The organism is Streptomyces sp. NPDC031445 (genome assembly GCF_055581365.1).
Window position 1 is genome coordinate 444,904 of the sequence record NZ_JBVIJO010000005.1, and the last position, 21,742, is coordinate 466,645.

The 21,742-nt window shown below is 71.9% G+C and carries 21 protein-coding genes; 12 read left to right on the top strand and 9 right to left on the bottom strand.

Going from position 1 to position 21,742, the window contains the following annotated elements; all coding sequences use genetic code 11:
* Positions 1-61: 61 nt before the first annotated feature.
* From ACZ5DC_RS17190 to ACZ5DC_RS17215, 6 genes are all read left to right on the top strand, one after another.
* A complete protein-coding gene (locus ACZ5DC_RS17190) occupies positions 62-448 on the top strand; it encodes a GntR family transcriptional regulator (RefSeq protein ID WP_468653491.1) in 387 nt (128 codons plus the stop codon).
* Positions 445-1,365: an ABC transporter ATP-binding protein gene (locus ACZ5DC_RS17195; protein WP_468653493.1), complete on the top strand. Its 921-nt coding sequence runs from the start codon at positions 445-447 to the stop codon at positions 1,363-1,365. Before ACZ5DC_RS17190 ends, ACZ5DC_RS17195 begins: the two co-directional genes overlap by 4 nt.
* Positions 1,362-2,399, top strand: coding sequence for an ABC transporter permease (locus ACZ5DC_RS17200; RefSeq protein WP_468653495.1), 1,038 nt, complete (start codon positions 1,362-1,364; stop codon positions 2,397-2,399). Before ACZ5DC_RS17195 ends, ACZ5DC_RS17200 begins: the two co-directional genes overlap by 4 nt.
* A 1,058-nt stretch (positions 2,400-3,457) precedes the next feature.
* Positions 3,458-5,818, top strand: coding sequence for an RNA degradosome polyphosphate kinase (locus ACZ5DC_RS17205; protein WP_468653497.1), 2,361 nt, complete (start codon positions 3,458-3,460; stop codon positions 5,816-5,818).
* Complete coding sequence (locus ACZ5DC_RS17210; protein ID WP_468653499.1) at positions 5,799-6,911, top strand: CHAD domain-containing protein; 1,113 nt, start codon at positions 5,799-5,801, stop codon at positions 6,909-6,911. Before ACZ5DC_RS17205 ends, ACZ5DC_RS17210 begins: the two co-directional genes overlap by 20 nt.
* 17 nt (positions 6,912-6,928) lie before the next feature.
* Positions 6,929-7,342, top strand: a complete 414-nt coding sequence (locus tag ACZ5DC_RS17215; RefSeq protein ID WP_468653500.1) for an NUDIX hydrolase — start codon at positions 6,929-6,931, stop codon at positions 7,340-7,342.
* 4 nt (positions 7,343-7,346) lie between these two features.
* Here the strand turns inward: ACZ5DC_RS17215 and ACZ5DC_RS17220 are convergent, their stop codons facing one another.
* Entirely contained in the window at positions 7,347-7,532 is a 186-nt protein-coding gene (locus ACZ5DC_RS17220; protein WP_366754746.1) for a hypothetical protein, read from the bottom strand.
* A gap of 550 nt (positions 7,533-8,082) precedes the next feature.
* On the opposite strand from ACZ5DC_RS17220, the gene ACZ5DC_RS17225 reads away from it, so the two are divergent.
* Both ACZ5DC_RS17225 and ACZ5DC_RS17230 read left to right on the top strand, forming a co-directional pair.
* Positions 8,083-8,946, top strand: coding sequence for an SCO4651 family lipoprotein (locus ACZ5DC_RS17225; protein WP_468653502.1), 864 nt, complete (start codon positions 8,083-8,085; stop codon positions 8,944-8,946).
* 117 nt (positions 8,947-9,063) lie between these two features.
* On the top strand, positions 9,064-9,225 hold the full coding sequence (locus ACZ5DC_RS17230; protein ID WP_171150011.1) for a hypothetical protein: 162 nt from the start codon (positions 9,064-9,066) through the stop codon (positions 9,223-9,225).
* A 5-nt stretch (positions 9,226-9,230) separates the two neighbouring features.
* On the opposite strand, the gene ACZ5DC_RS17235 is transcribed toward ACZ5DC_RS17230, so the two are convergent.
* Entirely contained in the window at positions 9,231-9,539 is a 309-nt protein-coding gene (locus ACZ5DC_RS17235) for a metal-sensitive transcriptional regulator (RefSeq protein WP_014673531.1), read from the bottom strand.
* A 215-nt stretch (positions 9,540-9,754) separates the two neighbouring features.
* Between ACZ5DC_RS17235 and ACZ5DC_RS17240 the strand changes: the two genes are divergently transcribed.
* Both ACZ5DC_RS17240 and ACZ5DC_RS17245 read left to right on the top strand, forming a co-directional pair.
* The gene (locus tag ACZ5DC_RS17240) at positions 9,755-10,375 is read left to right on the top strand and encodes a DUF47 domain-containing protein (RefSeq protein WP_015493282.1); all 621 of its coding nucleotides are present in this window, start codon (positions 9,755-9,757) and stop codon (positions 10,373-10,375) included.
* A gap of 7 nt (positions 10,376-10,382) precedes the next feature.
* Positions 10,383-11,381, top strand: coding sequence for an inorganic phosphate transporter (locus ACZ5DC_RS17245; protein ID WP_366754729.1), 999 nt, complete (start codon positions 10,383-10,385; stop codon positions 11,379-11,381).
* Between the two features lie 239 nt (positions 11,382-11,620).
* Here ACZ5DC_RS17245 and pstB read toward each other — a convergent pair whose 3' ends face one another.
* The 4 genes from pstB to pstS form a co-directional block, all read right to left on the bottom strand.
* Positions 11,621-12,397 (bottom strand): phosphate ABC transporter ATP-binding protein PstB, encoded by a 777-nt coding sequence (gene pstB / locus ACZ5DC_RS17250; protein WP_468653505.1) that lies wholly within the window; start codon positions 12,395-12,397, stop codon positions 11,621-11,623.
* A 72-nt stretch (positions 12,398-12,469) separates the two neighbouring features.
* A complete protein-coding gene (gene pstA, locus ACZ5DC_RS17255) occupies positions 12,470-13,531 on the bottom strand; it encodes a phosphate ABC transporter permease PstA (RefSeq protein ID WP_468653507.1) in 1,062 nt (353 codons plus the stop codon).
* Complete coding sequence (gene pstC, locus ACZ5DC_RS17260) at positions 13,528-14,532, bottom strand: phosphate ABC transporter permease subunit PstC (protein WP_468653509.1); 1,005 nt, start codon at positions 14,530-14,532, stop codon at positions 13,528-13,530. Before pstC ends, pstA begins: the two co-directional genes overlap by 4 nt.
* A 114-nt stretch (positions 14,533-14,646) precedes the next feature.
* Positions 14,647-15,780, bottom strand: a complete 1,134-nt coding sequence (gene pstS / locus ACZ5DC_RS17265; protein WP_468653511.1) for a phosphate ABC transporter substrate-binding protein PstS — start codon at positions 15,778-15,780, stop codon at positions 14,647-14,649.
* A 323-nt stretch (positions 15,781-16,103) separates the two neighbouring features.
* On the opposite strand from pstS, the gene ACZ5DC_RS17270 reads away from it, so the two are divergent.
* Positions 16,104-17,675 carry an FAD-binding oxidoreductase gene (locus ACZ5DC_RS17270; protein WP_468653513.1) on the top strand — a complete coding sequence of 524 codons (1,572 nt, stop codon included), beginning with the start codon at positions 16,104-16,106 and terminating at the stop codon, positions 17,673-17,675.
* A gap of 459 nt (positions 17,676-18,134) precedes the next feature.
* On the opposite strand, the gene ACZ5DC_RS17275 is transcribed toward ACZ5DC_RS17270, so the two are convergent.
* The 3 genes from ACZ5DC_RS17275 to ACZ5DC_RS17285 all read right to left on the bottom strand — a co-directional run bounded on the left by ACZ5DC_RS17275 (position 18,135) and on the right by ACZ5DC_RS17285 (position 20,959).
* Entirely contained in the window at positions 18,135-18,842 is a 708-nt protein-coding gene (locus ACZ5DC_RS17275) for a phosphatase PAP2 family protein (RefSeq protein ID WP_366754735.1), read from the bottom strand.
* A gap of 230 nt (positions 18,843-19,072) precedes the next feature.
* The gene (locus ACZ5DC_RS17280; RefSeq protein ID WP_468653515.1) at positions 19,073-20,074 is read right to left on the bottom strand and encodes a C40 family peptidase; all 1,002 of its coding nucleotides are present in this window, start codon (positions 20,072-20,074) and stop codon (positions 19,073-19,075) included.
* 114 nt (positions 20,075-20,188) lie between these two features.
* A complete protein-coding gene (locus ACZ5DC_RS17285) occupies positions 20,189-20,959 on the bottom strand; it encodes a trypsin-like serine peptidase (protein WP_468653517.1) in 771 nt (256 codons plus the stop codon).
* 368 nt (positions 20,960-21,327) lie between these two features.
* On the opposite strand from ACZ5DC_RS17285, the gene ACZ5DC_RS17290 reads away from it, so the two are divergent.
* Entirely contained in the window at positions 21,328-21,636 is a 309-nt protein-coding gene (locus tag ACZ5DC_RS17290) for a hypothetical protein (protein WP_014673544.1), read from the top strand.
* Positions 21,637-21,742: the final 106 nt, after the last annotated feature.

The following is a 21,742-nucleotide window of genomic DNA, read 5'->3' on the forward strand; positions in this document are numbered from 1 at the left end:
CGACCGCCCCTCTTTTGCACCACCCTTTCACTACTCAATTAGTGAAAGGGTGGTTGTTCCGATGGTCGAGTACCGCATCGACCGGCACAGCGGCGTGGCCACCTACGTGCAGATCGTCCAGCAGACCAAACAGGCACTCCGGCTGGGCCTGCTGCGGCCGGGCGACCGGCTGCCCACCGCGCGCGAGGTGGTGGAGGCCACCGCCATCAACCCCAACACCGTCCTGAAGGCCTACCGCGAACTGGAGCGCGAGGGCCTGGTGGAGGCGCGGCGCGGCCTCGGCACCTTCGTCCGGCGGTCCCTCGGCGCCACCCCCGCCGACTCGCCCCTGCGCGGCGAGCTGGAGCAGTGGGCGGACCGCGCCCGCGCCGCCGGACTGGAGCGGGACGACGTGGCCGCACTCTTCACCGCCGTACTCGACACGCACTTCCAGGGAGACCCGACATGAACAGTGACACCGCGTTGCGGGCGGAGGCTCTGGGGAAACGGTTCCGCCTCCGTGGGGGCTGGGCGCTGCGGGACTGCTCGTTCCGGCTGCCCGCCGGGCGCGTGTGCGCGGTCGTCGGCCCCAACGGCGCCGGCAAGTCCACCCTGCTCGCCCTGGCCGCCGGGCTCACCGCGCCCACCGAGGGCAACGTCAGCGTCCTCGGCACCACACCGGCCGCCGCCCGCCCCCGGGTCGGCTTCATCGCCCAGGACAAGCCGCTGTACCCGCAGCTCACCATCGCCGAGACACTGCGCATGGGCGCCGACCTCAACCCCCGGCACTGGGACGCGGACGGCGCCTCGCGGGTCGTCGCGGGCGGCGACCTCGACCCCGGGGCCCGCGTCCGCTCCCTCTCCGGCGGGCAGCGCACCCGGGTGGCACTCGCCCTCGCCCTCGGCAAACGGCCCGAACTGCTGCTCCTGGACGAGCCGATGGCCGACCTGGACCCCCTGGCCCGGCACGAGCTGATGGGCACGCTGATGGCGCAGGCCGCCCGGCACGGCACCACCATCGTGATGTCCTCGCACGTCGTCGCCGAACTGGAGGACTCCTGCGACCACCTGCTGCTCGTCGGCGGCGGCCGGATCCGGCTGTCCGGCGAGATCGACGACCTGCTCGCCGCCCACCGGAGGGTGAGCGGCGCCGCCGCGACGACCCCGCTGGACGCGCACACCGTGGTCGAGTCCCGGGTCACCGGCCGGCAGCTCACCGCGCTGATCCGCCCGTCCGGACCCCTCCCCGGCGACTGGCACACCGCGACGCCGTCCCTGGAGGAGCTGGTCCTCGCCCACCTGCGCAACCCCGGCGCCCCCGCCCTGACCCCGGCCGACACCGCCGACACCGCCGACACCACCGACGATGAGGAGCACGCCGCGTGACCGCCACCCTGAGCGCACCCGCCCCGGTGACCGCCGCCCCGCGCCAGATCCGCTGGCTGCTGCGCCTGCACCGGCCCGCCGTGTACACCTGGGCGCTTCTGGTCGTGGGCGGCGCCGGCGCGCTGCTGTGGCTGTGGGGTCCGCTCACCGACGCGGCGGCGGCGGCCTGGCACGACTACGACGCCTGCGTCCCCTTCCGCCCCTGCCGGTACGACCAGGACGCGATCCTGCGCTACAAGGACGTCTACCAGTACACGACCACCCTCATCCTCGCGGTCCCGTTCCTCACCGCCGCCTGGGCGGGTGCGGCGCTGACCGGCCGCGAGGTGGAGACCGGCATGGTACGGCTCGCCTGGACCCAGGGCGTCTCACCGGTCCGCTGGCTGGCCTCCCGGCTCGCGGTCCCGGCCCTCCTGGTCACCGCCGGCACCGGTCTGCTGGCCCTGCTGCACCACGTGGCATGGTCCGCGGGCGACGGCCGGATCGACACCGCCAAGCGCTGGTACGACTTCGCCACCTTCTACTCGGGCGGCCCGCTGATCGTCGCCCTCGCCCTGACCGGCCTGGCCGTCGGCGCCCTCGCCGGGCTGCTGATCGGCCGCTCGCTGGTCGCGCTGTGCGCCTCCGCGCTCTCCGTGGCCGCGCTGTGGATCGCCGTCCACATCAGCCTGCCGCACCTGTGGCCGACCGTCACCGGCGTCGCCGGACGCGGGAAGTCCCCGACGCACTCGGGCATCACGGTCGAGGAGGGCATCGTCACCGCGACCGGTGCCCACGTGCCCGCCTCGACCTGCGCCTCCGACGCCGCTGCCGGGTGCCAGAGCCTCAACGACCAGCGGCACGCCGTCGGCTTCTACGCCGACTACCACCCCTACTCCCACTACTGGCCGCTGCACCTCGTCCCGGCGGCCCTCCTCCTCGCCCTCACCGCCGCACTGACCACGCTCGCCTTCTGGCTGGTCCGCCACCGCACCACCGGCACCCCGCCCCACCCGAAGACGACCCCCGCCACGGGCGCCGGCCGCGAGGGATAGCTGGGGTCGGTCACGGGGGAGCCGCGGGGGCCGGTCGCGGGGGAACTGCCGGGGCTGGTCGTGAGGAAGCCGCCGGGGTCGGTCGGGACGGAGCCACCGGGGCCGACCGTGAGGAAGGCTCCGGGGCCGGTCGTGAGGAAGCCGCCGGGACCCGCCGTGACGGAGCCGCGAGGGCCGACCGCTCGGAAGCCACCGGGGTCGGTCGGGACGGAGCCGCCGGGGCCGACCGTGAGGAAGGCGCCGGGGTCGGCCATGACCGAGCCGCCAGGGCCGACCGCTCGGAAGCCACCGGGACCGACCGTGACCGAGCCACCGGGGACCGGCCACTAGGAAGGCGCGCCGCGACCAGCCGCGCGAAAGCCACCGGGACCGGCCACGAGGAAGCCACGGGTAGCGGTCGTGACGGGGTCGGAGGGTGACCGCCCTCGCCCCCCTGGCTGACCCCCGGCGGCCCGGCCACCCGTCGGCCCCCTGCCGCGGCCGTACCGCCCGGCCGTGCTGCCACGCACCGGCGTTCGCGCTGCTCGCGGCCCACGCGCTGCCGTGCGCCCGCCCGCGCCGCTCCCCGTGACCGGGCCTGCCGCCCCCGCCCACCGGCTCCGGGGTGCTCGCCCCCGGCCTCCGGGGCGGTTCGGTCCACGGACCGGGCCCTCCGGTCACGTAGCGGAGTCAGTCCCGCGTTCACGCCCCGCGCGTCCCGCCGGCCGGCTTCCGGACCGGCCCCCCGCCGCCACCGGCGCGATCCTCGCCCCCACCACCGACCCCACCACCGCACCGGCACCGGCGTCGTCCTCACCGCCACCATCCCAGCCGCCACCACCGCCACCGCCACCGCCACGATCCTCGCCCCCACCACCGGCATCGACCTCACCACCTCACTGGCACCGGCGTCGTCCTCACCACCGCCATCCCAGCCATCCCCGCCGTCACCGCCGGACGGCACCCCGCCCGGACTGACGGTCTTCTCGCAGCCGGGGACGCCTTCGGGCCGCCCCCCGCTATCCCGCACGTCATGTCGCCGTAACCATTGATTCAGCCGGGCTTGCGACGCTCAGCCAATGAAGCCCGCCGTGCCAGAGCCTTCGCCACCCCCCGAGGGGCCCGCGGGGAACGGGGCCGTCACGCTCCCGCCCGCACGTTCCGACGCGCCTGTGTCACCCGTTGCGCGGAAGAATGGGTTCATGAGCCAGCAAGACACCCAGGCAGAGGTACAGCACCCCCAGCCCTCCGTGGGCTCCATCGCCGCGCACCGCCAGCACGCCGTGGCCGCCGTGGTCTCCGACCTGGAACCCGATCTCGACGCGGGTCTCGACACCTACGAGGAGGCGCCGAGCGACGGCGCGCCCCTGCCCCAGGGCCGCTTCCTCGACCGGGAACGCAGCTGGCTCGCCTTCAACGAGCGCGTCCTGGAGCTGGCCGAGGACCCGAACACGCCGTTGCTGGAACGCGCCAACTTCCTCGCGATCTTCGCCAGCAACCTGGACGAGTTCTTCATGGTCCGCGTGGCCGGCCTGAAGCGCCGCATCGCCACCGGCGTCGCCACCCGCTCCGCCTCCGGCCTCCAGCCCCGCGAGGTACTGGAGATGATCTGGGCCCGCTCCCGCGAGCTGATGGCCCGGCACGCCGCCTGCTACCACGAGGACGTCGCCCCCGCACTCGCGGACGAGGGCATCCACCTGGTCCGCTGGACCGAGCTGACCGACAAGGAACAGGCCCGGCTCTTCACGCTCTTCCGGCACCAGATCTTCCCCGTCCTCACGCCCCTGGCCGTCGACCCCGCGCACCCCTTCCCGTACATCTCCGGCCTCTCCCTGAACCTGGCCGTCGTGGTGCGGAACCCGGTCAGCGGCCACAAGCACTTCGCGCGCGTGAAGGTCCCGCCGCTGCTGACCCGCTTCCTGGAGGCATCCCCCGGCCGCTACGTCCCCATCGAGGACGTCATCGCGGCCCCCAACCACCTGGAAGAGCTGTTCCCGGGCATGGAGATCCTGGAGCACCACGCCTTCCGGATCACCCGCAACGAGGACCTGGAGGTCGAGGAGGACGACACCGAGAACCTCCTCCAGGCCCTGGAGAAGGAACTCATGCGGCGCCGCTTCGGCCCGCCGGTGCGCCTGGAGGTCGAGGAGTCCATCGACCGCGAGGTGCTGGACCTGCTGGTGCGCGAGCTGAAGATCTCCGAGGCGGAGGTCTACCCGCTGCCCGGCCCCCTCGACCTCACCGGCCTCTTCCGCATCCACAGCCTCGACCGGCCCGAGCTGAAGTACCCGAAGTTCATCGCCGGCACCCACCGCGACCTCGCCGAGGTCGAGTCGGCGTCCGCGCCCGACGTCTTCGCGGCGCTGCGCGCGCGGGACGTGCTCCTGCACCACCCGTACGACAGCTTCTCCACCTCCGTGCAGGCGTTCCTGGAGCAGGCCGCGGCCGACCCGGACGTCCTCGCCATCAAGCAGACCCTGTACCGCACCTCCGGCGACTCCCCGATAGTCGACGCGCTCATCGACGCCGCCGAGTCCGGCAAGCAGGTCCTCGTCCTGGTCGAGATCAAGGCCCGCTTCGACGAGCACGCCAACATCAAGTGGGCCCGCAAGCTGGAGGAGGCCGGCTGCCACGTCGTGTACGGCCTGGTCGGCCTGAAGACGCACTGCAAGCTGTCGCTGGTGGTGCGCCAGGAGGGCGAGACCCTGCGCCGCTACAGCCACGTCGGCACCGGCAACTACCACCCGAAGACGGCCCGCCTGTACGAGGACCTCGGCCTGCTCACCGCGGACCCGCAGGTCGGCGCCGACCTCTCCGACCTCTTCAACCGGCTGTCCGGCTACTCGCGCCGCGAGACCTACCGCCGGCTGCTGGTCGCCCCCAAGTCCCTGCGGGACGGCCTGGTCGCCCGGATCGACAAGGAGGTCCAGCACCACCGCGCGGGCCGTCCGGCCTTCGTCCGCATCAAGGTCAACTCGATGGTGGACGAGGCGGTCATCGACGCGCTCTACCGGGCGTCCCAGGCGGGCGTGCCGGTCGACATCTGGGTGCGGGGCATCTGCGCCGTCCGCCCGGGCGTCACGGGCCTGTCGGAGAACATCCGGGTCCGCTCGATCCTCGGCCGGTTCCTCGAACACTCCCGGGTGTTCGCCTTCGGCAACGGCGGCGAGCCCGAGGTGTGGATCGGCAGCGCCGACATGATGCACCGCAACCTCGACCGCCGGATAGAGGCCCTGGTCCGGGTGGTCGACCCCGGTCACCGCGCCGCGCTCAACCGGCTGTTGGACACAGGCATGTCCGACACCACCGCCTCCTGGCACCTCGGCCCGGACGGCGAGTGGACGCGGCACGCGACGGACGCGGACGGCCAACCCCTGCGCAACGTCCAGGAGATGCTCATAGACGCCCGGAGGCGCCGGCGTGGCACAGCGACACCTTGACCCGACGGACCCCACGGCCGGGGCGGTGACGGGGGACGCCCTCGCGGGCTACCTGCGCGCCCAGGCCACGGAGTTCCTCCGCGCCCTGCGCCTGCACCGGGAGACCGGGGGCCAGGCGGCCGGCGCGGAGGGCCCCGTCGACGCGGCCCGCGCCCTGCGGCGCTCGGCCCGCCGCATCAGCGCCAGCCTGCACACCTTCCGCCCGCTCCTCGACCCCGACTGGTCGGAGGCGATGCGCCCCGAACTGGCCTGGGTGTCCGGCACCCTGGGCCTGGAACACGCCTACGAGGCCCGGCTGGAACGCCTGTTGCTGGCGCTGCACCGGCTGTCGGGCGCGGCGGTGCTGCCCGCGCAGACGGTGGACGTCCCCGTGGCCGCCGGCAGCCGGGCCGCCGGGGCGGCACGGGCGGCGACCGCCGCGGTGGGAGGCACCGGCGGTCCCGCCGACGCGACGGCGGCGACGGAGCGCGGCACCCTCACGGTCGGCGCGGCGAAGGCGGGCGCCCTGCTCGAACGCCAGCTCACCCTGGCCCGGACGCGCGCCCACTCCACCGCCCTCCAGGCCCTCGGCTCCTCCCGCTTCCACGCCGTGGCCGACAAGGTCGCCGTCCTCGCCAGCGAGGTCCCCCTCGTCCCCGCCGCCCTCACCACGACCCTGCACCCCCTGGCCGCCGCGGCCGAGGAACGCCTCACGGACGCCGTCGCCGCGCTCCCCCTGGTCACCGCCGGCCACCCCTACAACGCGGAGGCCCTGGTGCACGGCCTGTCCCCGGACCCGGCGCCGCACCCCCAGGACGGCCCCTGGCACCAGGTGCGCCTGCTGCTGCGCCTGCACCGGTACGCCCGCGAGGTGCTGCACGCCGGCGACGCCCCGCTGGACGCACGGTTGCTGACGGCGGGCCAGGCGCTGAACCGGCACCGGGACGCCTCGGAGGCGGCGGCCGCGGCGGCGCAGGCGGCCCGCACGCCGCGGATCACCCCGGCGACGGCGTACGCGCTCGGAGTGCTCCACGCCGACCAGCGGCACGAGGTGGAGGCGGCCCGGTTCGCGTTCCAGCAGGCGTGGCAGAAGCAGACCGTTCCCGCGCCCTGACCCCACGAGGAGGCGGTGTGGACGACACCGTGGTCCAGGCGGCCGGCTGTGTGCTGTGGCGCCGCTCCCCGGTCTCCGGCGACCTGGAGATCTGTCTGGTGCACCGGCCGAAGTACGACGACTGGTCCCACCCCAAGGGCAAGCTGAAGCGGGGCGAGGACCCGCTCGCCGGCGCACTGCGCGAGGTCGCGGAGGAGACCGGGTACACGGCCGCGCCGGGCGGCGAGCTGCCGACCCTGTGCTATTCGGCCAACGGCCGCCCGAAACGGGTGCGGTACTGGGCCGCGGAGGCGGTTTCCGGCCACTTCACGCCGAACGCCGAGGTCGACCGCATCCTGTGGCTGGCCCCCGCCGCCGCCCGGGACCGGCTGACCCAGTTCCGCGACGGGGATTTGGTGGACGCGCTCCTGCGGGCCCTGGAGCGCCGCTGACGGCTCAGCGGCCCGCCGTGTGCCCCTCCGCGTCCGTACGGGCCTGGCTGCGGGCCCGGCGGGCGGGGCCGCGCCAGCCGCAGCTGCATCTGGCCACGCAGAAGGGGCCCTGCTCGGTCGTCGTCGTGAGGTGCTCCTGCCCGGACCCGGCGCGTTCCGGTCCGTCCTCCGATACCGCGATGACTGCCACGCCGTCAACGGTACCCAGCCGTGATTAAAGAACCGGTCTAACGCCCCCCGCCCCGCCCACTCCCGCTGACACGTCCCGGCCCCTCCCGCCCCGGTCCGACGCGCCCCCACCAACACCCGCCCGCCTCCCCCGACTCCGACGCGCCTCCGCGCCACCAGCCCCGCTCCCCCGCCGCGAGGCGACCCACCGGCACGCATCACGCCCCCGCCGCCCCCCGCCCTGCTCCCCCGGCCCCAAGCGTTCCCGCCAACACCCGCCCGCCCCTCCCCGCCCCGACGCGCCCCGCCCGGCTCTCCTGACCCTGACGCGTCCCGTCGACACCCGTCCCTCCTCCCCGTCGGCCCCGCCCGGCCACGCCCGCGCGCGTCCGCTGCCGCCGCCCGTCCGGCCCTCTCGCCCCAACGCGCCCCCGCCCGCACCCGCCCCGCTCCCCTCACTCCGGCGCGGCCCCCGCCGTCGCTCGCGGTGGCGCGTGACGGCGTTCCTCAGCCGTCGTTATCCGGACGACAGGGGGCCCGTGACGGACACACCGGCTGGGGGTAGGCAGGCGATGGATCGGCGGCAGCACAGGCGCGCGGGCGGCACCGTCGTCGCGGCGGGCGTCCTCCTCGCCCTCGGCACGGGCGCCGCGGGCTGTTCCGGCAGCGGAGCTGCCGCCGAGGACGTCAAGGGCGCCGGTGACCCCGTCACCGCCCTGCACCGGGCCGCCGACGCGCTGCGGACCGCGGGCAGTTCCAAGGCGGGCACCTCGATGGAGATGGCCACGGGCGGCACCCGGGTCACCATCCGCGGCAAGGGCGTCTACGACTACCGCCACCGCCTCGGCCGGCTCACGGTGGTGCTGCCCGAGGACCCCACGGGTGCCTCCGAGCACCGGCCCATCACCGAACTCCTCGCCCCGGGCGCGCTGTTCATGAAGAACCGGGGCGCGGGCGTGCCCGCCGACAAGTGGGTGCGGGTGGAGACCTCGACGCTGTCCGACGGCAACCTGGTCACCGGCGGCGCGACCGACCCGTACGCGGCGGCCGAGGTGCTGCGCGGCACGCGGGAGGCGGTCTTCGTGGGCCGGACCGAGGTCGCCGGGACGCCGGTGCGGCACTACCGGGGCACCGCCGACCTGCGCCGCGCGGCCCGGTACGCCACCGCCGCGAACAGGGCGGCCCTGGCAGCGGCGGCGAAAGGGTTCGCCACGGCCGAGGTGCCGTTCGACGCGTACCTGGACGACCAGGGCCGCATCCGTAAGCTGCGGCAGCGCTTCAGCTTCGTCAACGGCCGCCAGAAGGCCACCGTTGCGGTCGCCTCGACCCTGCTGCTGTACGGCTTCGGCACCCCCGCCGACGTACGGCTGCCGGCCCCGCAGGACATCTACGCCGGCCGGATCGCCGAGGAGGGCGGGACCGGCGGCGGGGCCTGAAACCGGCCAGTCACTAGTCCGGGACGCCACCCCGTAAGTAGCCCGTCCGTGCCATGCGCGGTCAGCGGGACGCTGCCTACCCTAGGGAGCGGTGACGTCCGGGAAGAGGTGAGGCGGGTGGCTGCGGTCGGCGGCACGGCGGTTCAGGACCACGTGGCCCTCGCCGAGATCGAGCTGTGCGGAGAGCTGATCATCGCGGCCTCGGCCGCCGAGGACCGGCTCAGCCTGGAGAGCATCGACGCGGTGCTGCGGGTGGCCGAGGAGCGCGACGCGGCCTGAGCGGCTCAGCTGCGCAGCAGCCGGCCGATCGCCTTCGTCGCCTCGTCCACCTTGGCGTCGATCTCGTCACCGCCCTTGACGGCCGCGTCCGCGACGCAGTGCCGCAGGTGCTCCTCCAGCAGCTGGAGCGCGAAGGACTGCAGGGCCTTGGTGGAGGCGGAGACCTGCGTGAGTATGTCGATGCAGTACGTGTCCTCCTCCACCATCCGCTGCAGTCCGCGGATCTGGCCCTCGATCCGGCGCAGCCGCTTGAGGTGCTCGTCCTTCTGCTTGTGGTAGCCGTGCGTGGCGCCGGCCTCGGTCGTCGTCGTCATCGCGGGCCTCCGTCTCGGGACGAGCTGGGGACAAAAGGGACACATACCCCTACTGGGTATATGGTAACGAACTTTCCGGGGTAGAGGGCCCTTCGTCCGCCCCCGTGCCGACCACACTGCCCGATGGGCGACACTGGGATGCGGCCCGATAGCCGTGGCCGGATGATGCGCCTAGCATCAGCCTGACCGAAACCGAAGCACCCCGAGGACCCCACGTGCGCTTTCGTCTGACCCCCAGGGAGACGAGCTTCTACGACATGTTCGCCGCGTCCGCGGACAACATCGTCACCGGCTCGAAACTCCTGATGGAACTGCTCGGGGCGGACTCCTCCGCCCGGGCCGAGATCGCAGAGCGTATGCGGGCCGCGGAACACGCAGGTGACGACGCCACGCACGCGATCTTCCACCAGTTGAACTCCTCGTTCATCACGCCGTTCGACCGGGAGGACATCTACGCCCTCGCCGGTTCCCTGGACGACATCATGGACTTCATGGAGGAGGCCGTCGACCTGGTCGTCCTCTACAACGTCGAGGAACTGCCGAAGGGCGTCGAGCAGCAGATCGAGGTCCTGGCCCGGGCTGCCGAGCTGACCGCGGAGGCCATGCCGAACCTCCGCACCATGGACAACCTCACCGAGTACTGGATCGAGGTCAACCGGCTGGAGAACCAGGCCGACCAGATCCACCGCAAGCTGCTCGCCCACCTCTTCAACGGCAAGTACGACGCGATCGAGGTGCTGAAGCTCAAGCAGATCGTGGACGTCCTGGAAGAGGCGGCGGACGCGTTCGAGCACGTGGCGAACACGGTGGAGACCATCGCCGTCAAGGAGTCCTGAGGCGTCGATGGACACCTTCGCCCTGATCGTGACCATCGCGGTCGCGCTCTTCTTCACGTACACCAACGGTTTCCACGACTCGGCGAACGCCATCGCGACGTCGGTGTCGACGCGGGCGCTGACCCCGCGGGCGGCCCTCGCCATGGCGGCCGTGATGAACCTCGCCGGCGCCTTCCTGGGCTCCGGCGTCGCCAAGACGGTCAGCGAGGGCCTGATCGAGACCCCCCAGGGCTCCACCGGCATGGGGATCCTCTTCGCGGCCCTGCTCGGCGCGATCGTCTGGAACCTGGTCACCTGGTACTACGGCCTGCCGTCCTCCTCCTCGCACGCCCTGTTCGGCGGCCTGGTGGGCGCGGCGCTGGCGGGCGGCACGACGGTGATCTGGCACGGGGTGGTCGACAAGGTCATCATCCCGATGTTCGTGTCCCCGGTCGTCGGCCTGATCATCGGCTACCTGGTCATGACGGCGATCCTGTGGCTCTTCCGCCGGGCCAACCCGCACAAGGCCAAGCGCGGCTTCCGCATAGCCCAGACCGTCTCGGCGGCCGGCATGGCGCTGGGCCACGGTCTCCAGGACGCCCAGAAGACGATGGGCGTCGTCGTCATGGCACTGGTGATTTCCGGCCATGAGACGTACGGCGACCCGATCCCGGTCTGGGTGAAGATCGTCTGCGCGATCATGCTGTCCCTCGGCACCTACGCGGGCGGCTGGCGGATCATGCGCACGCTGGGCCGCAAGATCATCGAGCTGGACCCGCCGCAGGGCTTCGCCGCCGAGACGACCGGCGCGTCGATCATGTTCACCACGGCGTTCCTCTTCAAGGCGCCGATCTCCACGACCCACGTCATCACCTCGGCCATCATGGGCGTGGGCGCGACCAAGCGCGTCAACGCCGTCCGCTGGGGCGTGGCCAAGAACATCATCCTGGGCTGGTTCATCACGATGCCGGCAGCGGCCCTGGTCGCCGCCCTGGCCTTCGGGTTGGTCAAGGTGGTGGCGCTGTAGCCGGGACCGTCCTCCCGGCCCGGTCGCCCGGACCCGAGTCGTGCCCTCCGGCCGACCGGGTCGCTTGGGCGAGCGGGAACCGGGGCGAGGGGCGAAGCCCCGAAGACCCCCGGACGCCGAAGCCGGACGCAGTGACGGCGTGACAGACAACGCAGTGGGCCCGCCCCCGGGAGCCAGGGGCGGGCCCTTTGCGTCCTCGCGGTGGCACCGCCATGCAGCACCGCGAGGGGATCGTGGGATCAGCCGAAGCGGCCGGAGATGTAGTCCTCCGTGGCCTGGACCGACGGGTTGGAGAAGATCCGCTCCGTGTCGTCGATCTCGATCAGCCGGCCGGGCTGTCCGACCGCCGCGAGGTTGAAGAACGCCGTACGGTCCGAGACCCGCGCCGCCTGCTGCATGTTGTGCGTCACGATGACGATCGTGAACCGCTCCTTCAGCTCACCGATCAGGTCCTCGATGGCGAGGGTGGAGATCGGGTCCAGGGCGGAGCAGGGCTCGTCCATCAGCAGCACGTCCGGCTCGACGGCGATCGCCCGGGCGATGCACAGCCGCTGCTGCTGACCGCCGGACAGGCCGGAGCCCGGCTTGTTCAGGCGGTCCTTCACCTCGTTCCAGAGGTTCGCGCCCTTGAGGGACTTCTCGACGACGTCGTTCAGTTCCGACTTCTTGTAGTTGCCGTTCAGCCGCAGCCCCGCCGCCACGTTGTCGAAGATCGACATCGTGGGGAACGGGTTCGGACGCTGGAAGACCATGCCCACCTCACGGCGGACGGACACCGGGTCGACCCCGGCGCCGTACAGGTCCTCGTCGTCCAGGAGCACCTTGCCCTCGACGCGCCCGCCGGGGGTGACCTCGTGCATGCGGTTCAGCGTGCGCAGGAACGTCGACTTGCCGCAGCCGGAGGGGCCGATGAACGCCGTCACCGACCGCGGCTCCACGGTCATCGAGATGTCCTCGATCGCCTTGTGGGAGCCGTAGAAGGCGGTGAGGCCGCTTACGTCGATTCGCTTGGCCATGTCTGCTTCACTTCCAGAAATTCAAGCTCGGTCGCTGTGGGGCCCCGCCCGGCGGAGCCGGAGATAGTCGCCTCAGCGACCGGTCTTGGGGGCCTTCCAGCGGGCGATGCCGCGGGCCACCAGGTTGAGGATCATCACGAAGGCGATCAGCGTGAGGGCCGCCGCCCACGCGCGGTCGAACGCCGCGCCGGAGCCCGCGCTGTTGGCGAACTGCTGGTAGATGTACAGCGGCAGCGACGCCTGGGCGCCCTCGAAGGGGTTGTTGTTGATGAACGGGTTGCCGAACACCAGCAGCAGCACGGGCGCGGTCTCGCCGGCGATACGGGCGACCGCCAGCATGACGCCGGTGGTGATGCCTCCGATGGAGGTCGGCAGGACCACCTTCAGGATGGTCCGCCACTTGGGCACGCCGAGCGCCAGCGACGCCTCCCGCAGCTCGTTCGGGACGAGCTTGAGCATCTCCTCGGTGGAGCGGACGACGACCGGCATCATCAGGATGGCCAGGGCCAGCGAACCGGCGAAGCCGAAGGGCCCCATCTTGAATATGAGCAGCAGGCTGAGGATGAACAGGCCCGCGACGATCGACGGGATGCCCGTCATGACGTCGACGAAGAACGTGACGGCCTTGGCGAGCCGGCCCCGGCCGTACTCGACCAGGTAGATCGCAGTGAGCACGCCGATCGGGGCGCCGATGAGGGTGGCGAGGCCGACCTGCTCCAGGCTGCCGATGATGGCGTGGTAGATGCCGCCGCCGGGCTCGGTGTCGGCGACGACCCCCATCGAGTGGGTCAGGAAGTAGACGTCGAAAACCTTCACACCGCGCACGACGGTCACCCAGATCAGGGAGACCAGCGGCACCACGGCGAGCAGGAAGGCCACCCAGACGAGGCTGGTGGCGACGCGGTCCTTGGCCTGGCGGCGGCCTTCGACGCGCGCGGCGATGCCGAACGTGCCGAGGACGAAGAGGACGGCGGCGATCAGACCCCACTGGACCTTGCTGTCCAGGCCGGCGGCCAGGCTGATGACGATGCCCAGGACGAGGGAGCCGGCGGCGATGGCCCACGGCGTCCACCGGGGCAGGCTCGCGGCACGCAGGGTGCTGTGCCGCTTGTCGGTGACGGCTGCGCTGCTCATGCGTTGGCCCCCGAGTACTCCGCGCGACGGGTGATGATCAGCCGGGCGGCGCCGTTGACCAGCAGGGTGATGACGAACAGGACCAGACCGGAGGCGATGAGCGCGTCCCGGCCGAACTCGTTCGCCTCGCTGAACTTGCTGGCGATGTTCTGGGCGAAGGTGCCGCCGCCCGGGTTGAGCAGGCTGGCCTGGATGTCGAAGGACGGCGAGAGCACGGTGGCGACGGCGATCGTCTCGCCGAGCGCGCGCCCGAGCCCGAGCATGGAGGCGGAGATCACACCGGAGCGGCCGAAGGGCAGCACGGACATGCGGACGACCTCCCAGCGCGTGGCGCCGAGGGCCAGGGCCGCCTCCTCGTGCATCTGCGGGACCTGGCGGAAGACCTCACGGCTCACGTTGGTGATGATCGGCAGGATCATGATCGCGAGCAGGATGCCGACGGTGAGCATCGAGCGCGGCGCGCCCTGGTCCCAGGAGAAGACGCCGGTCCAGCCGAAGAACTCGTCGAGCCAGCCGAACAGGCCGTTCATGTGCGGGACGAGCACGAGGGCGCCCCACAGGCCGTACACGATGGACGGCACGGCGGCGAGCAGGTCGATCACGTAGGCGACCGGTCCTGACATGCGGCGCGGGGCGTAGTGCGTGATGAACAGCGCGATGGCGACCGCGACCGGGACCGCGATGACCATGGCGATGACCGAGGAGACGATCGTGCCGAAGACCAGGACCGCGATGCCGAACTTCGGTTCGAGGACATTGGTGTTCCACTCGAACGTGGTGAGGAAGTTCGCGTGGTCCTTGCTGATCGCGAGGGCGGCGCGGTAGGTGAGGAAGACCGCGATGGCGGCCATGATCACCAGCAGCAGGATGCCGGAGCCTCGGGAGAGCCCGAGGAAGACACGGTCACCGGGGCGGGTGGCGCCACGGGCCGCGCGCTTCCGCTCGGCGACCGTGGGCTGGGGGGCAGGAGGAGGTACGTCGGTTGTCGTCGATATGTCCATCGGGTTCTCCGGTCTGCGGAGCCGTGCCCCCGAGGGGGCCGCGGCTCATGGCGGCGGTGCACCGGACGGTGCGGCCCGGCCCCGTCGGGTACCGGGCCGCACTCTCGGATCAGGTCAGCTCAGGCCCTCGATGGTCGTGCGGACCTTGGAGATGATGTCGGCGGGCACGGGCGCGTAGCCGATGCTCGGGAGGATCTTCTGGCCGTCCTCGCTGGCGATGTAGCGCAGGAAGGCCTTGGTGGCGGGCAGGGTGTCCGCCTTGTTGCCCTTGTCACACGCGATCTCGTAGGTGACCAGGGTGATCGGGTAGGCGCCCTCGGCCTTGGTCTTGTAGTCCAGCTTCAGCGAGAGGTCCTTGCCGGTGCCGACGACCTGCGCGGCGGCGATGTCGGCGGTGGCGCTCTCGGAGCTCGGCGCGACCGGCTTGCTGGCGCCGGTGTTGATGGACACGGCCTTGAGACCGTCCTTGACGTAGGACAGCTCGAAGTAGCCGATGGCGCCGGAGGTCTGCTTCACCTGCTGGGCCACACCCGCGGACTGCGGAGCGGACTGGCCGCCCTTGGCCTGCCAGGCCTTGCCGCCGGAGTACTTCCAGTTGTCCGGGGTGGTGGCGATCAGGTACTTGGTGAAGTTGTCCGTGGTGCCGGACTCGTCCGAGCGGTGGAACGCCTGGATCTTCAGGTCGGGGAGCTTCACGCCCTTGTTCAGGGCGGCGATCGCCGGGTCGTTCCACTTGGTGATCTTGCTGTCGAAGATCTTGGCGAGGGTCGGGGCGTCCAGGACCAGGTTGTCGACACCCGGGACGTTGTAACCGATGGCGATGGGGCCGCCGACCATCGGCAGGTCGATGCCCTGGCCGCCCTTGCAGATCTGCTTGGAGGCGGTGACCTCTTCGGGCTTCAGCGGCGAGTCGGAACCGGCGAAGGCGACCTGGCCCTGCGTGAACGCGGTCACACCGGCGCCGGAGCCGCCGCCCTTGTAGTTGATCTGCACGCCGCAGGCCTGGGAGAAGCTCTTCACCCAGGCGTCGATGGCGTTCTTCTGCGCGGAGGAGCCGTCTGCGAGGAGCTGACCCTTGGCGTCGTCGCACTTGATCGAGCTGGCCTGGGCGGACGTGGACGGGTTGCCCGACGCACTTCCGCCGCCGCCGTTGTCGTCGGAGCCGCACGCCGTCAGGGCCAGGGCGCCGGTGACGGCGACAGCACCGAGAGACAGGGCGCGCAGCCGGTTCTTGCGCTGAAGCTTCACTTTCGGGAGTTCCTTCCAGGAGCCGCCGCTGTCGGCGGCGCGCGAGGTAGTAGAGGTGCGTGAGCGCGTTCATGGCCGCACTCGGCACCCGGTAAGGCCGAAATTAGGCAGATCAGGTGAAGCCGCCGATGGCCGGAAGTGAACGAGGGGTGAACCCCTGCCGTCGGCCTGGTGAGGTCACGGAATGCTCACGGGGAGGGCACGCGAAGGTTCCGATGACCGGGTTGTGCGAACATGTCTTCGATGTTCCTCACCCGGCTGGGGGAACTTCTGGGTGCGGCGCGTCGTCTTCGTTCCACGACAGCCGAGGAAAGGCGACGGACATGGAACGGCGTACGTTCATCTCGGGCGGCGCGGCCGCCCTCGCGACGACCGCACTGACCGCGTGCGGTGCGGGCGGGGGTTCGTCCGCCCCCGCGGCGGACCACCCCGGGACGCCGTCGCGCGCGACCTCGCTGCCGGGCATCAGGACCACCAGCGCGACCGCCGCGGCGAACTGGGCGGCCCTCGCCCGTGACCTGGACGGCACCCTGGTGCGGCCCGGCGACGCGAGCTGGCCGACCGCCCACCAGCTGTACAACACCCGCTTCGACGGGCTGAAGCCCGCCGCGGTGGCCTACGTCGCGCACACCGCCGACATCCGCACCACCCTCGCCTACGCCCACGCGCACGGCGTGAAGGTGTCCATACGCAACGGCGGCCACTCCTACGCCGGCTACTCCTCCGGCGACAACCGGCTGATCGTCGACGTGTCCCGGCTGAACCGGGTCCGGGCGAGCGGCGGCCAGGCCGTCGTCGGCGCCGGCGCCAAGCTGATCGACGTCTACCGCGCGCTGGCCGCGAAGGGCGTGACCATACCGGCGGGCTCCTGCCCCACCGTCGGCGTCTCCGGCCTGGTGCTCGGCGGCGGCCACGGCGTCGCCTCCCGCGCCTACGGCCTGACCTGCGACAGCCTCACCCAGGCCACCCTGATCACCGCGGACGGCAAACAGCTCACGGCGAACGCGAGCACCAACAAGGACCTGTTCTGGGCGCTGCGCGGCGCCGGCAACGGCAACTTCGGCGTCGTCACCGAGCTGCAGTTCCGGACCCATGCCGCACCGCAGGCCGTGACCGCCTACCTGACCTGGCCGTGGGCCAAGGCCGCCAAGGTGCTGCAGGCGTGGCAGGAGTGGGGCCCGAGCCAGCCCGACGAGATCTGGTCCTCCCTGCACCTGGCGTGCTCCCCGGGCCGCACCCCGACCATCTCGGTGGCCTGCTTCTCCCTCGGCACCTACGGCGAACTCCAGAACGCCGTCGACCGCCTGGCCCACCTCGCGGGCGCCGACGCCTCCTCCGTCTCCCTGCGCCGCCGGGGCTACGAGGAGGCCATGGAGATCTACGCCGGCTGCTCCTCCTTCTCCACCGACGCCCAGTGCCACCTGCCCGGCTCCACCCCGGGCCGCTCCCCGCAGGGCAAGCTGGGCCGGGAGACGTACGCGGCCCGCTCCGACTTCTTCGACCGCTCGCTGTCCGCGGCCGGCATCCAGACCGTGCTGAAGCAGATCGCCGCGGTGCGGGGCGGCGCGGGCAGCATCGCGTTCACCGCGCTCGGCGGCGCGGTCAACCGGGTCTCCCCGACCGCGACGGCCTTCGTCCACCGCCGCTCGCGGATGCTGGCGCAGTACATCGCCTCCTGGGGCGCGGGGGCCTCCGGCTCCACCGCCCAGTCCTGGCTGACCTCGGCGCACCAGGCGATGAAGCCGTACGCCTCGGGCGCCGCCTACCAGAACTACAGCGACCCGACGCTGAAGGACTGGCGGAAGGCGTACTACGGGGACGCGGCGTCCCGGCTGTCCAAGGTGAAGCAGCAGTACGACCCCCAGCGCTTCTTCTCCTACACGCAGGGCCTGTAGCGGGCGGCGTCCCGCCTACCGCCGGCCGGGGACGGGATGGCCTGTCTGCGCGCGCAGAGGCTGTAGCGGCCGGGGACGGGCAGGGCGTACCCACCCGCGCCGGGCCTGTAGCAGCCGGGACCGGCGACCCGGCTACCGCCGGCCGGAGACGGGCAGGGCATACCCTCCCGCGCGGAGCCCGTAGCGGCCGGAACCGGTGACCCGCCGCCTCCGGCCAGGGACGGGATGGGCGTACCCGGAACGGCGATGTGACGAACGCGACGAGCGGCGGTCCGGCGGGCACGCCACGGCACGCGATACGTCGTACCCCTCCCCGGCCACCGCCCGCCCCGGCGGCTGCATATCGGGCACCCCGCACCCCCGCGGCCAGACGCCGGGCACATCCCTGGGCCACCCCACCCTTCCGGGTAGGCCCCCGGACCACCCCGCCCGCGCCGCTGAGGCGCCGCGTACCTGCGGCTAGGCCGCGAGGTCTCGTTCCTCCGTGTCCAGGGGCTTGCGGGCGCCGGGCAGGAGGGCGTTGCCGGGGCCGCCCGTCCCCGCGGAGCGCCGCCGCACCAGCCAGCCCGCGCGCGGCGAGCGCTCCACGGCCCGCATCAGCGGGGTGAGCAGCGCCGTGGCGAGCGGGGACAGCAGCAGGACGACCGCCGTACCGAGGGCGAAGCCGCCGACGACGTCGGTCGGGTAGTGCACGCCCATGTAGACCCGGCAGAAGCCTTCCAGCAGGGCGAGGCCGATGCCGGCGAGGCCGAAGCGGCGGTGGGCGACGAAGAGCCCCACGCCGAGCGCCATCGTGATCGTCGCGTGGTCGCTGACGAAGGAGAAGTCGGTCTTGCCGGAGACGAGGACGTCCAGGCCCTGGTGGTCCACGAAGGGACGGGGCCGCTCCACGAAACCCCGTATCGGCACGTTCACCAGCACCGCGAGACCGGCCGCGAGCGGCGCCCACACCAGCGCGGCCACCGAGGGCGCGGCCTCCTCGCCGCCCCGGCGCCGCACGGACCACCAGCACCACAGGACCAGCAGCACCATGGCGAGCAGCAGGCCGTACTCACCGACGAACTCCATGACCCGGTCGAACCAGTGCGGCGCGTCCTTGGCCAGGCCGTTGATGTCGTAGAGCAGCTCGACGTCGGGGTTCGATCCGGATTCGGCGAGTACAGCCATCGTGCTGCGGCCCCTTCGTCGTCTTCCCGGACGCACCTCGTGTGCGTCGCACCAGCTCCCCGTGGTTCGTAGATCCGCTTCCGCTGCACTGCCGCACTGACGTCCGCTCGGCTACGTCAACAGGAACGCATGCCCACCGCCTATACGTTCCACTCTCCACTGAATGATCACGCAGACGTTATCGAAGAGAGACTCGTCGCCCCAGCTCAGGGCATGGGTTCACGCTCGGTTCACACCTTCGTGGGGAGTGCTTTCGCGCCATCTTCGGTGACCCGGGTGGCACCGAAGTAGTCGGGTGTGTCGATGGGGTCGAACCGGATCACCGCGCCCGTGCGCGGGGCGTCGATCATGTATCCGCCGCCGACGTAGATGCCGACGTGCCGGATCGCCCGGGAGTCGGTGAGGTCGTCGGAGAAGAACACCAGGTCGCCCGGGAGCAACTGGTCCCGCGAGGGGTGCGGCCCGGCGTTGTACTGGTCGTTGGCCACGCGCGGCAGGGTGATCCCGACCTTCTCGTACGCGGCCTTGGTCAGCCCGGAGCAGTCGAAGCGCCCGCCCTGGTCGGGGGTGCCGTTGCCGCCCCACAGGTACGGCGTGCCGAGCCTGCTCTGCGCGAAGGCGATGGCGCCGGCGGCCTGCCGGGTGGGGTCGATCCGGGTGACCGGTGCGGCGAAGCTCTTCTCCAGGCTGCGGATCCGCTGGACGTAGTTCTGCGTCTCGCTGATGGCCGGAACCCCGCCCGCCCGGATGACGCGGTAGGCGCCCGCGTTGTAGGCGGCGAGCATGTTGTCGGAGACGTTCCCCGGCACGTCCTTCACGTACTTCGCCAGCTCGCAGTCGTAGGAGGCGGCCGACGGGATCGCGTCGTCCGGATCCCAGATGTCCCGCTTGCCGTCCCCGTCGCCGTCGATCCCGTGCGTCGCCCAGGTGCTCGGGATGAACTGCGCGATCCCGCGGGCGTCGGCCGGGCTGACGACGGTCGGGTTCCAGCCGCTCTCCTGGTAGAGCTGCGCGGCGAGCAGCGCGGGACTGAGCGCCGGGCACAGGTTGCCCCACTTCTGCACCAGCGTCTTGTAGGCGGCCGGAACGGCCCCCTTGGCCAGCCCCCGGCTCCCCGACGTCACCCCGCCCACCAGGTTCCCGGCCACGAGATACACCCCGACGACGAGCAGCATGACGAAGCCCATGCCGAGCCCGACGGCCGCTCCACCGAACACCCATACCTTCCGCACGGTTCAACTTTCCCCCATGCGGGCGCGGTTCAAGGCCATTCCTGCGCGAAGTGGCGTCATTTCACAGGTGATGGCGTACAGGTGACGCCCTCTCAGCCGGCCCGGCGGCCTCGCTCAGCGCCCGGCCGTGGCGTCCCGGTACAGCTCCCCCGCCTCGCCGCCCAGGACCACGCTGTACGACGTGTCCGGCGTGGAACCGCCCTGTTCATGGCCGCCGAGCACGCCGACGACCTGGCCGTCACCGTTCACCCAGGGGCTGCCACTGGTGCCGCTCGTGAAGTCGGGGCAGTCGATGCGCTGCTGGGTGCTGCTGTGCGGAACCGGCCTGTTGGTGCAGCTGATGGGCACCTCACGGGAGTCGGGGTAGCCGGTGACGGTGACCGCGGTGGCACCGGTGGCCGCCCCGGTCGTGAACCGGTTGGCGCCGACCACGTCCTCCACCCGCTCGCCGTCCCGCGCGGCCACGGCGGCGAAGGCGACGTCGCTGTCCTCGTCCTGCCCCTTGGCCCACCCGTCCGGCAGGAACCGCCGGGTCACCCTCCACACCCCGTGCGGGGCCCGCCCGTCCCGGTAGCCCGGCACGAACACCAGATCGCCGTCGGCGCCGGCCACGCAGTGCGCCGCGGTGACGATCAGATCGCCCTGCGCGCTGTGCACCACCGAGGCGGTGCAGAAGTGGCCGCCGGCGAGCCTGCCCGCCCGGTCGGCGTCGAACAGCGCGCCCACTCGCGCGCTGTGCCGGGTCGCGACGGTGTCGGCGGTGACCCCGAGGGGGCCCCGCCCGTCGTCCGCCGCGGCCACGGAGGACGTCGTCACGGTCAGCAGCACCACAGCTCCGAGCAACGCGGGCCGTGAGGTGACCGAGATGCGTGAGGTGCGCTTCATCAGGCCCCACTCTGTCCGACGAAGGTGAGAATCCCGTTCCGGCTTGGCTGAGATTTTCCTGTGAAACCCCCGATTCCCCGTCTCCGGCGACCCGAACGTCGTCACCGCCATCCCGGCCTTGACCCGTTTCCCGGTCCACCGTGAGAACATCGACGCGACGCGTCACCCGGCCGGGACCACTCCGACTTCGTTGCCCAGCGTGACCAGTCATGATACACAGAGTGACCGTACGGGCCATTCATACGAAACGCGCCAGTCAATGACGTCAAGTCGACATACGTTGGCGACGTTGTCGGCGACAATGAGGCCTGACCTCTGCACAACCGCAGGGGCACTCACGGAACTACCCACCAGGGGCGGTGACTTACATGCTCTTTGCGGCCGACAAGGGAGACATCAACACCATCATCGGCGGGATCGCTCCGGACTGGGGCCCCTTCGGCAGCCTGGGCAACGAGGCCAAGGTGATGATCGAGGTGGTCATGGCCGTGGCCATCCTCCTCTGCCTCGGCATCGCGGTGTGGGGCGCGGCGAAGCAGCGCATCGGCGCCACGGCCCTGCGGGACACCTTCAGCGCCGAACAGGGCAAGGGCCTCATCATCGCCGGTCTCACCGGGGTGTTCATCATCGGATCCCTCGGCACGCTGTTCACGATCGTGTACGGCATGGCGGTCTGACCCCGCCCCTCCACCCCACCCACCCGTCGTGCCCACCGGCTGAGGTTGCGTCTCCCTGATGTCGAGTCACCACACCGCGCCCCCGCGGGAACCAGCACGGCTACCG

Bases quoted from the DNA above. Each gene is read 5' to 3' on its own strand.
- ACZ5DC_RS17190 (WP_468653491.1), top strand. From the start codon at position 62: ATGGTCGAGTACCGCATCGACCGGCACAGCGGCGTGGCCACCTACGTG.
- ACZ5DC_RS17195 (WP_468653493.1), top strand. From the start codon at position 445: ATGAACAGTGACACCGCGTTGCGGGCGGAGGCTCTGGGGAAACGGTTC.
- ACZ5DC_RS17205 (WP_468653497.1), top strand. From the start codon at position 3,458: ATGAAGCCCGCCGTGCCAGAGCCTTCGCCACCCCCCGAGGGGCCCGCG.
- ACZ5DC_RS17225 (WP_468653502.1), top strand. From the start codon at position 8,083: ATGGATCGGCGGCAGCACAGGCGCGCGGGCGGCACCGTCGTCGCGGCG.
- ACZ5DC_RS17235 (WP_014673531.1), bottom strand. From the start codon at position 9,539: ATGACGACGACGACCGAGGCCGGCGCCACGCACGGCTACCACAAGCAG.
- ACZ5DC_RS17245 (WP_366754729.1), top strand. From the start codon at position 10,383: ATGGACACCTTCGCCCTGATCGTGACCATCGCGGTCGCGCTCTTCTTC.
- pstB (WP_468653505.1), bottom strand. From the start codon at position 12,397: ATGGCCAAGCGAATCGACGTAAGCGGCCTCACCGCCTTCTACGGCTCC.
- pstA (WP_468653507.1), bottom strand. From the start codon at position 13,531: ATGAGCAGCGCAGCCGTCACCGACAAGCGGCACAGCACCCTGCGTGCC.
- pstC (WP_468653509.1), bottom strand. From the start codon at position 14,532: ATGGACATATCGACGACAACCGACGTACCTCCTCCTGCCCCCCAGCCC.
- ACZ5DC_RS17270 (WP_468653513.1), top strand. From the start codon at position 16,104: ATGGAACGGCGTACGTTCATCTCGGGCGGCGCGGCCGCCCTCGCGACG.
- ACZ5DC_RS17275 (WP_366754735.1), bottom strand. From the start codon at position 18,842: ATGGCTGTACTCGCCGAATCCGGATCGAACCCCGACGTCGAGCTGCTC.
- ACZ5DC_RS17285 (WP_468653517.1), bottom strand. From the start codon at position 20,959: ATGAAGCGCACCTCACGCATCTCGGTCACCTCACGGCCCGCGTTGCTC.
- ACZ5DC_RS17290 (WP_014673544.1), top strand. From the start codon at position 21,328: ATGCTCTTTGCGGCCGACAAGGGAGACATCAACACCATCATCGGCGGG.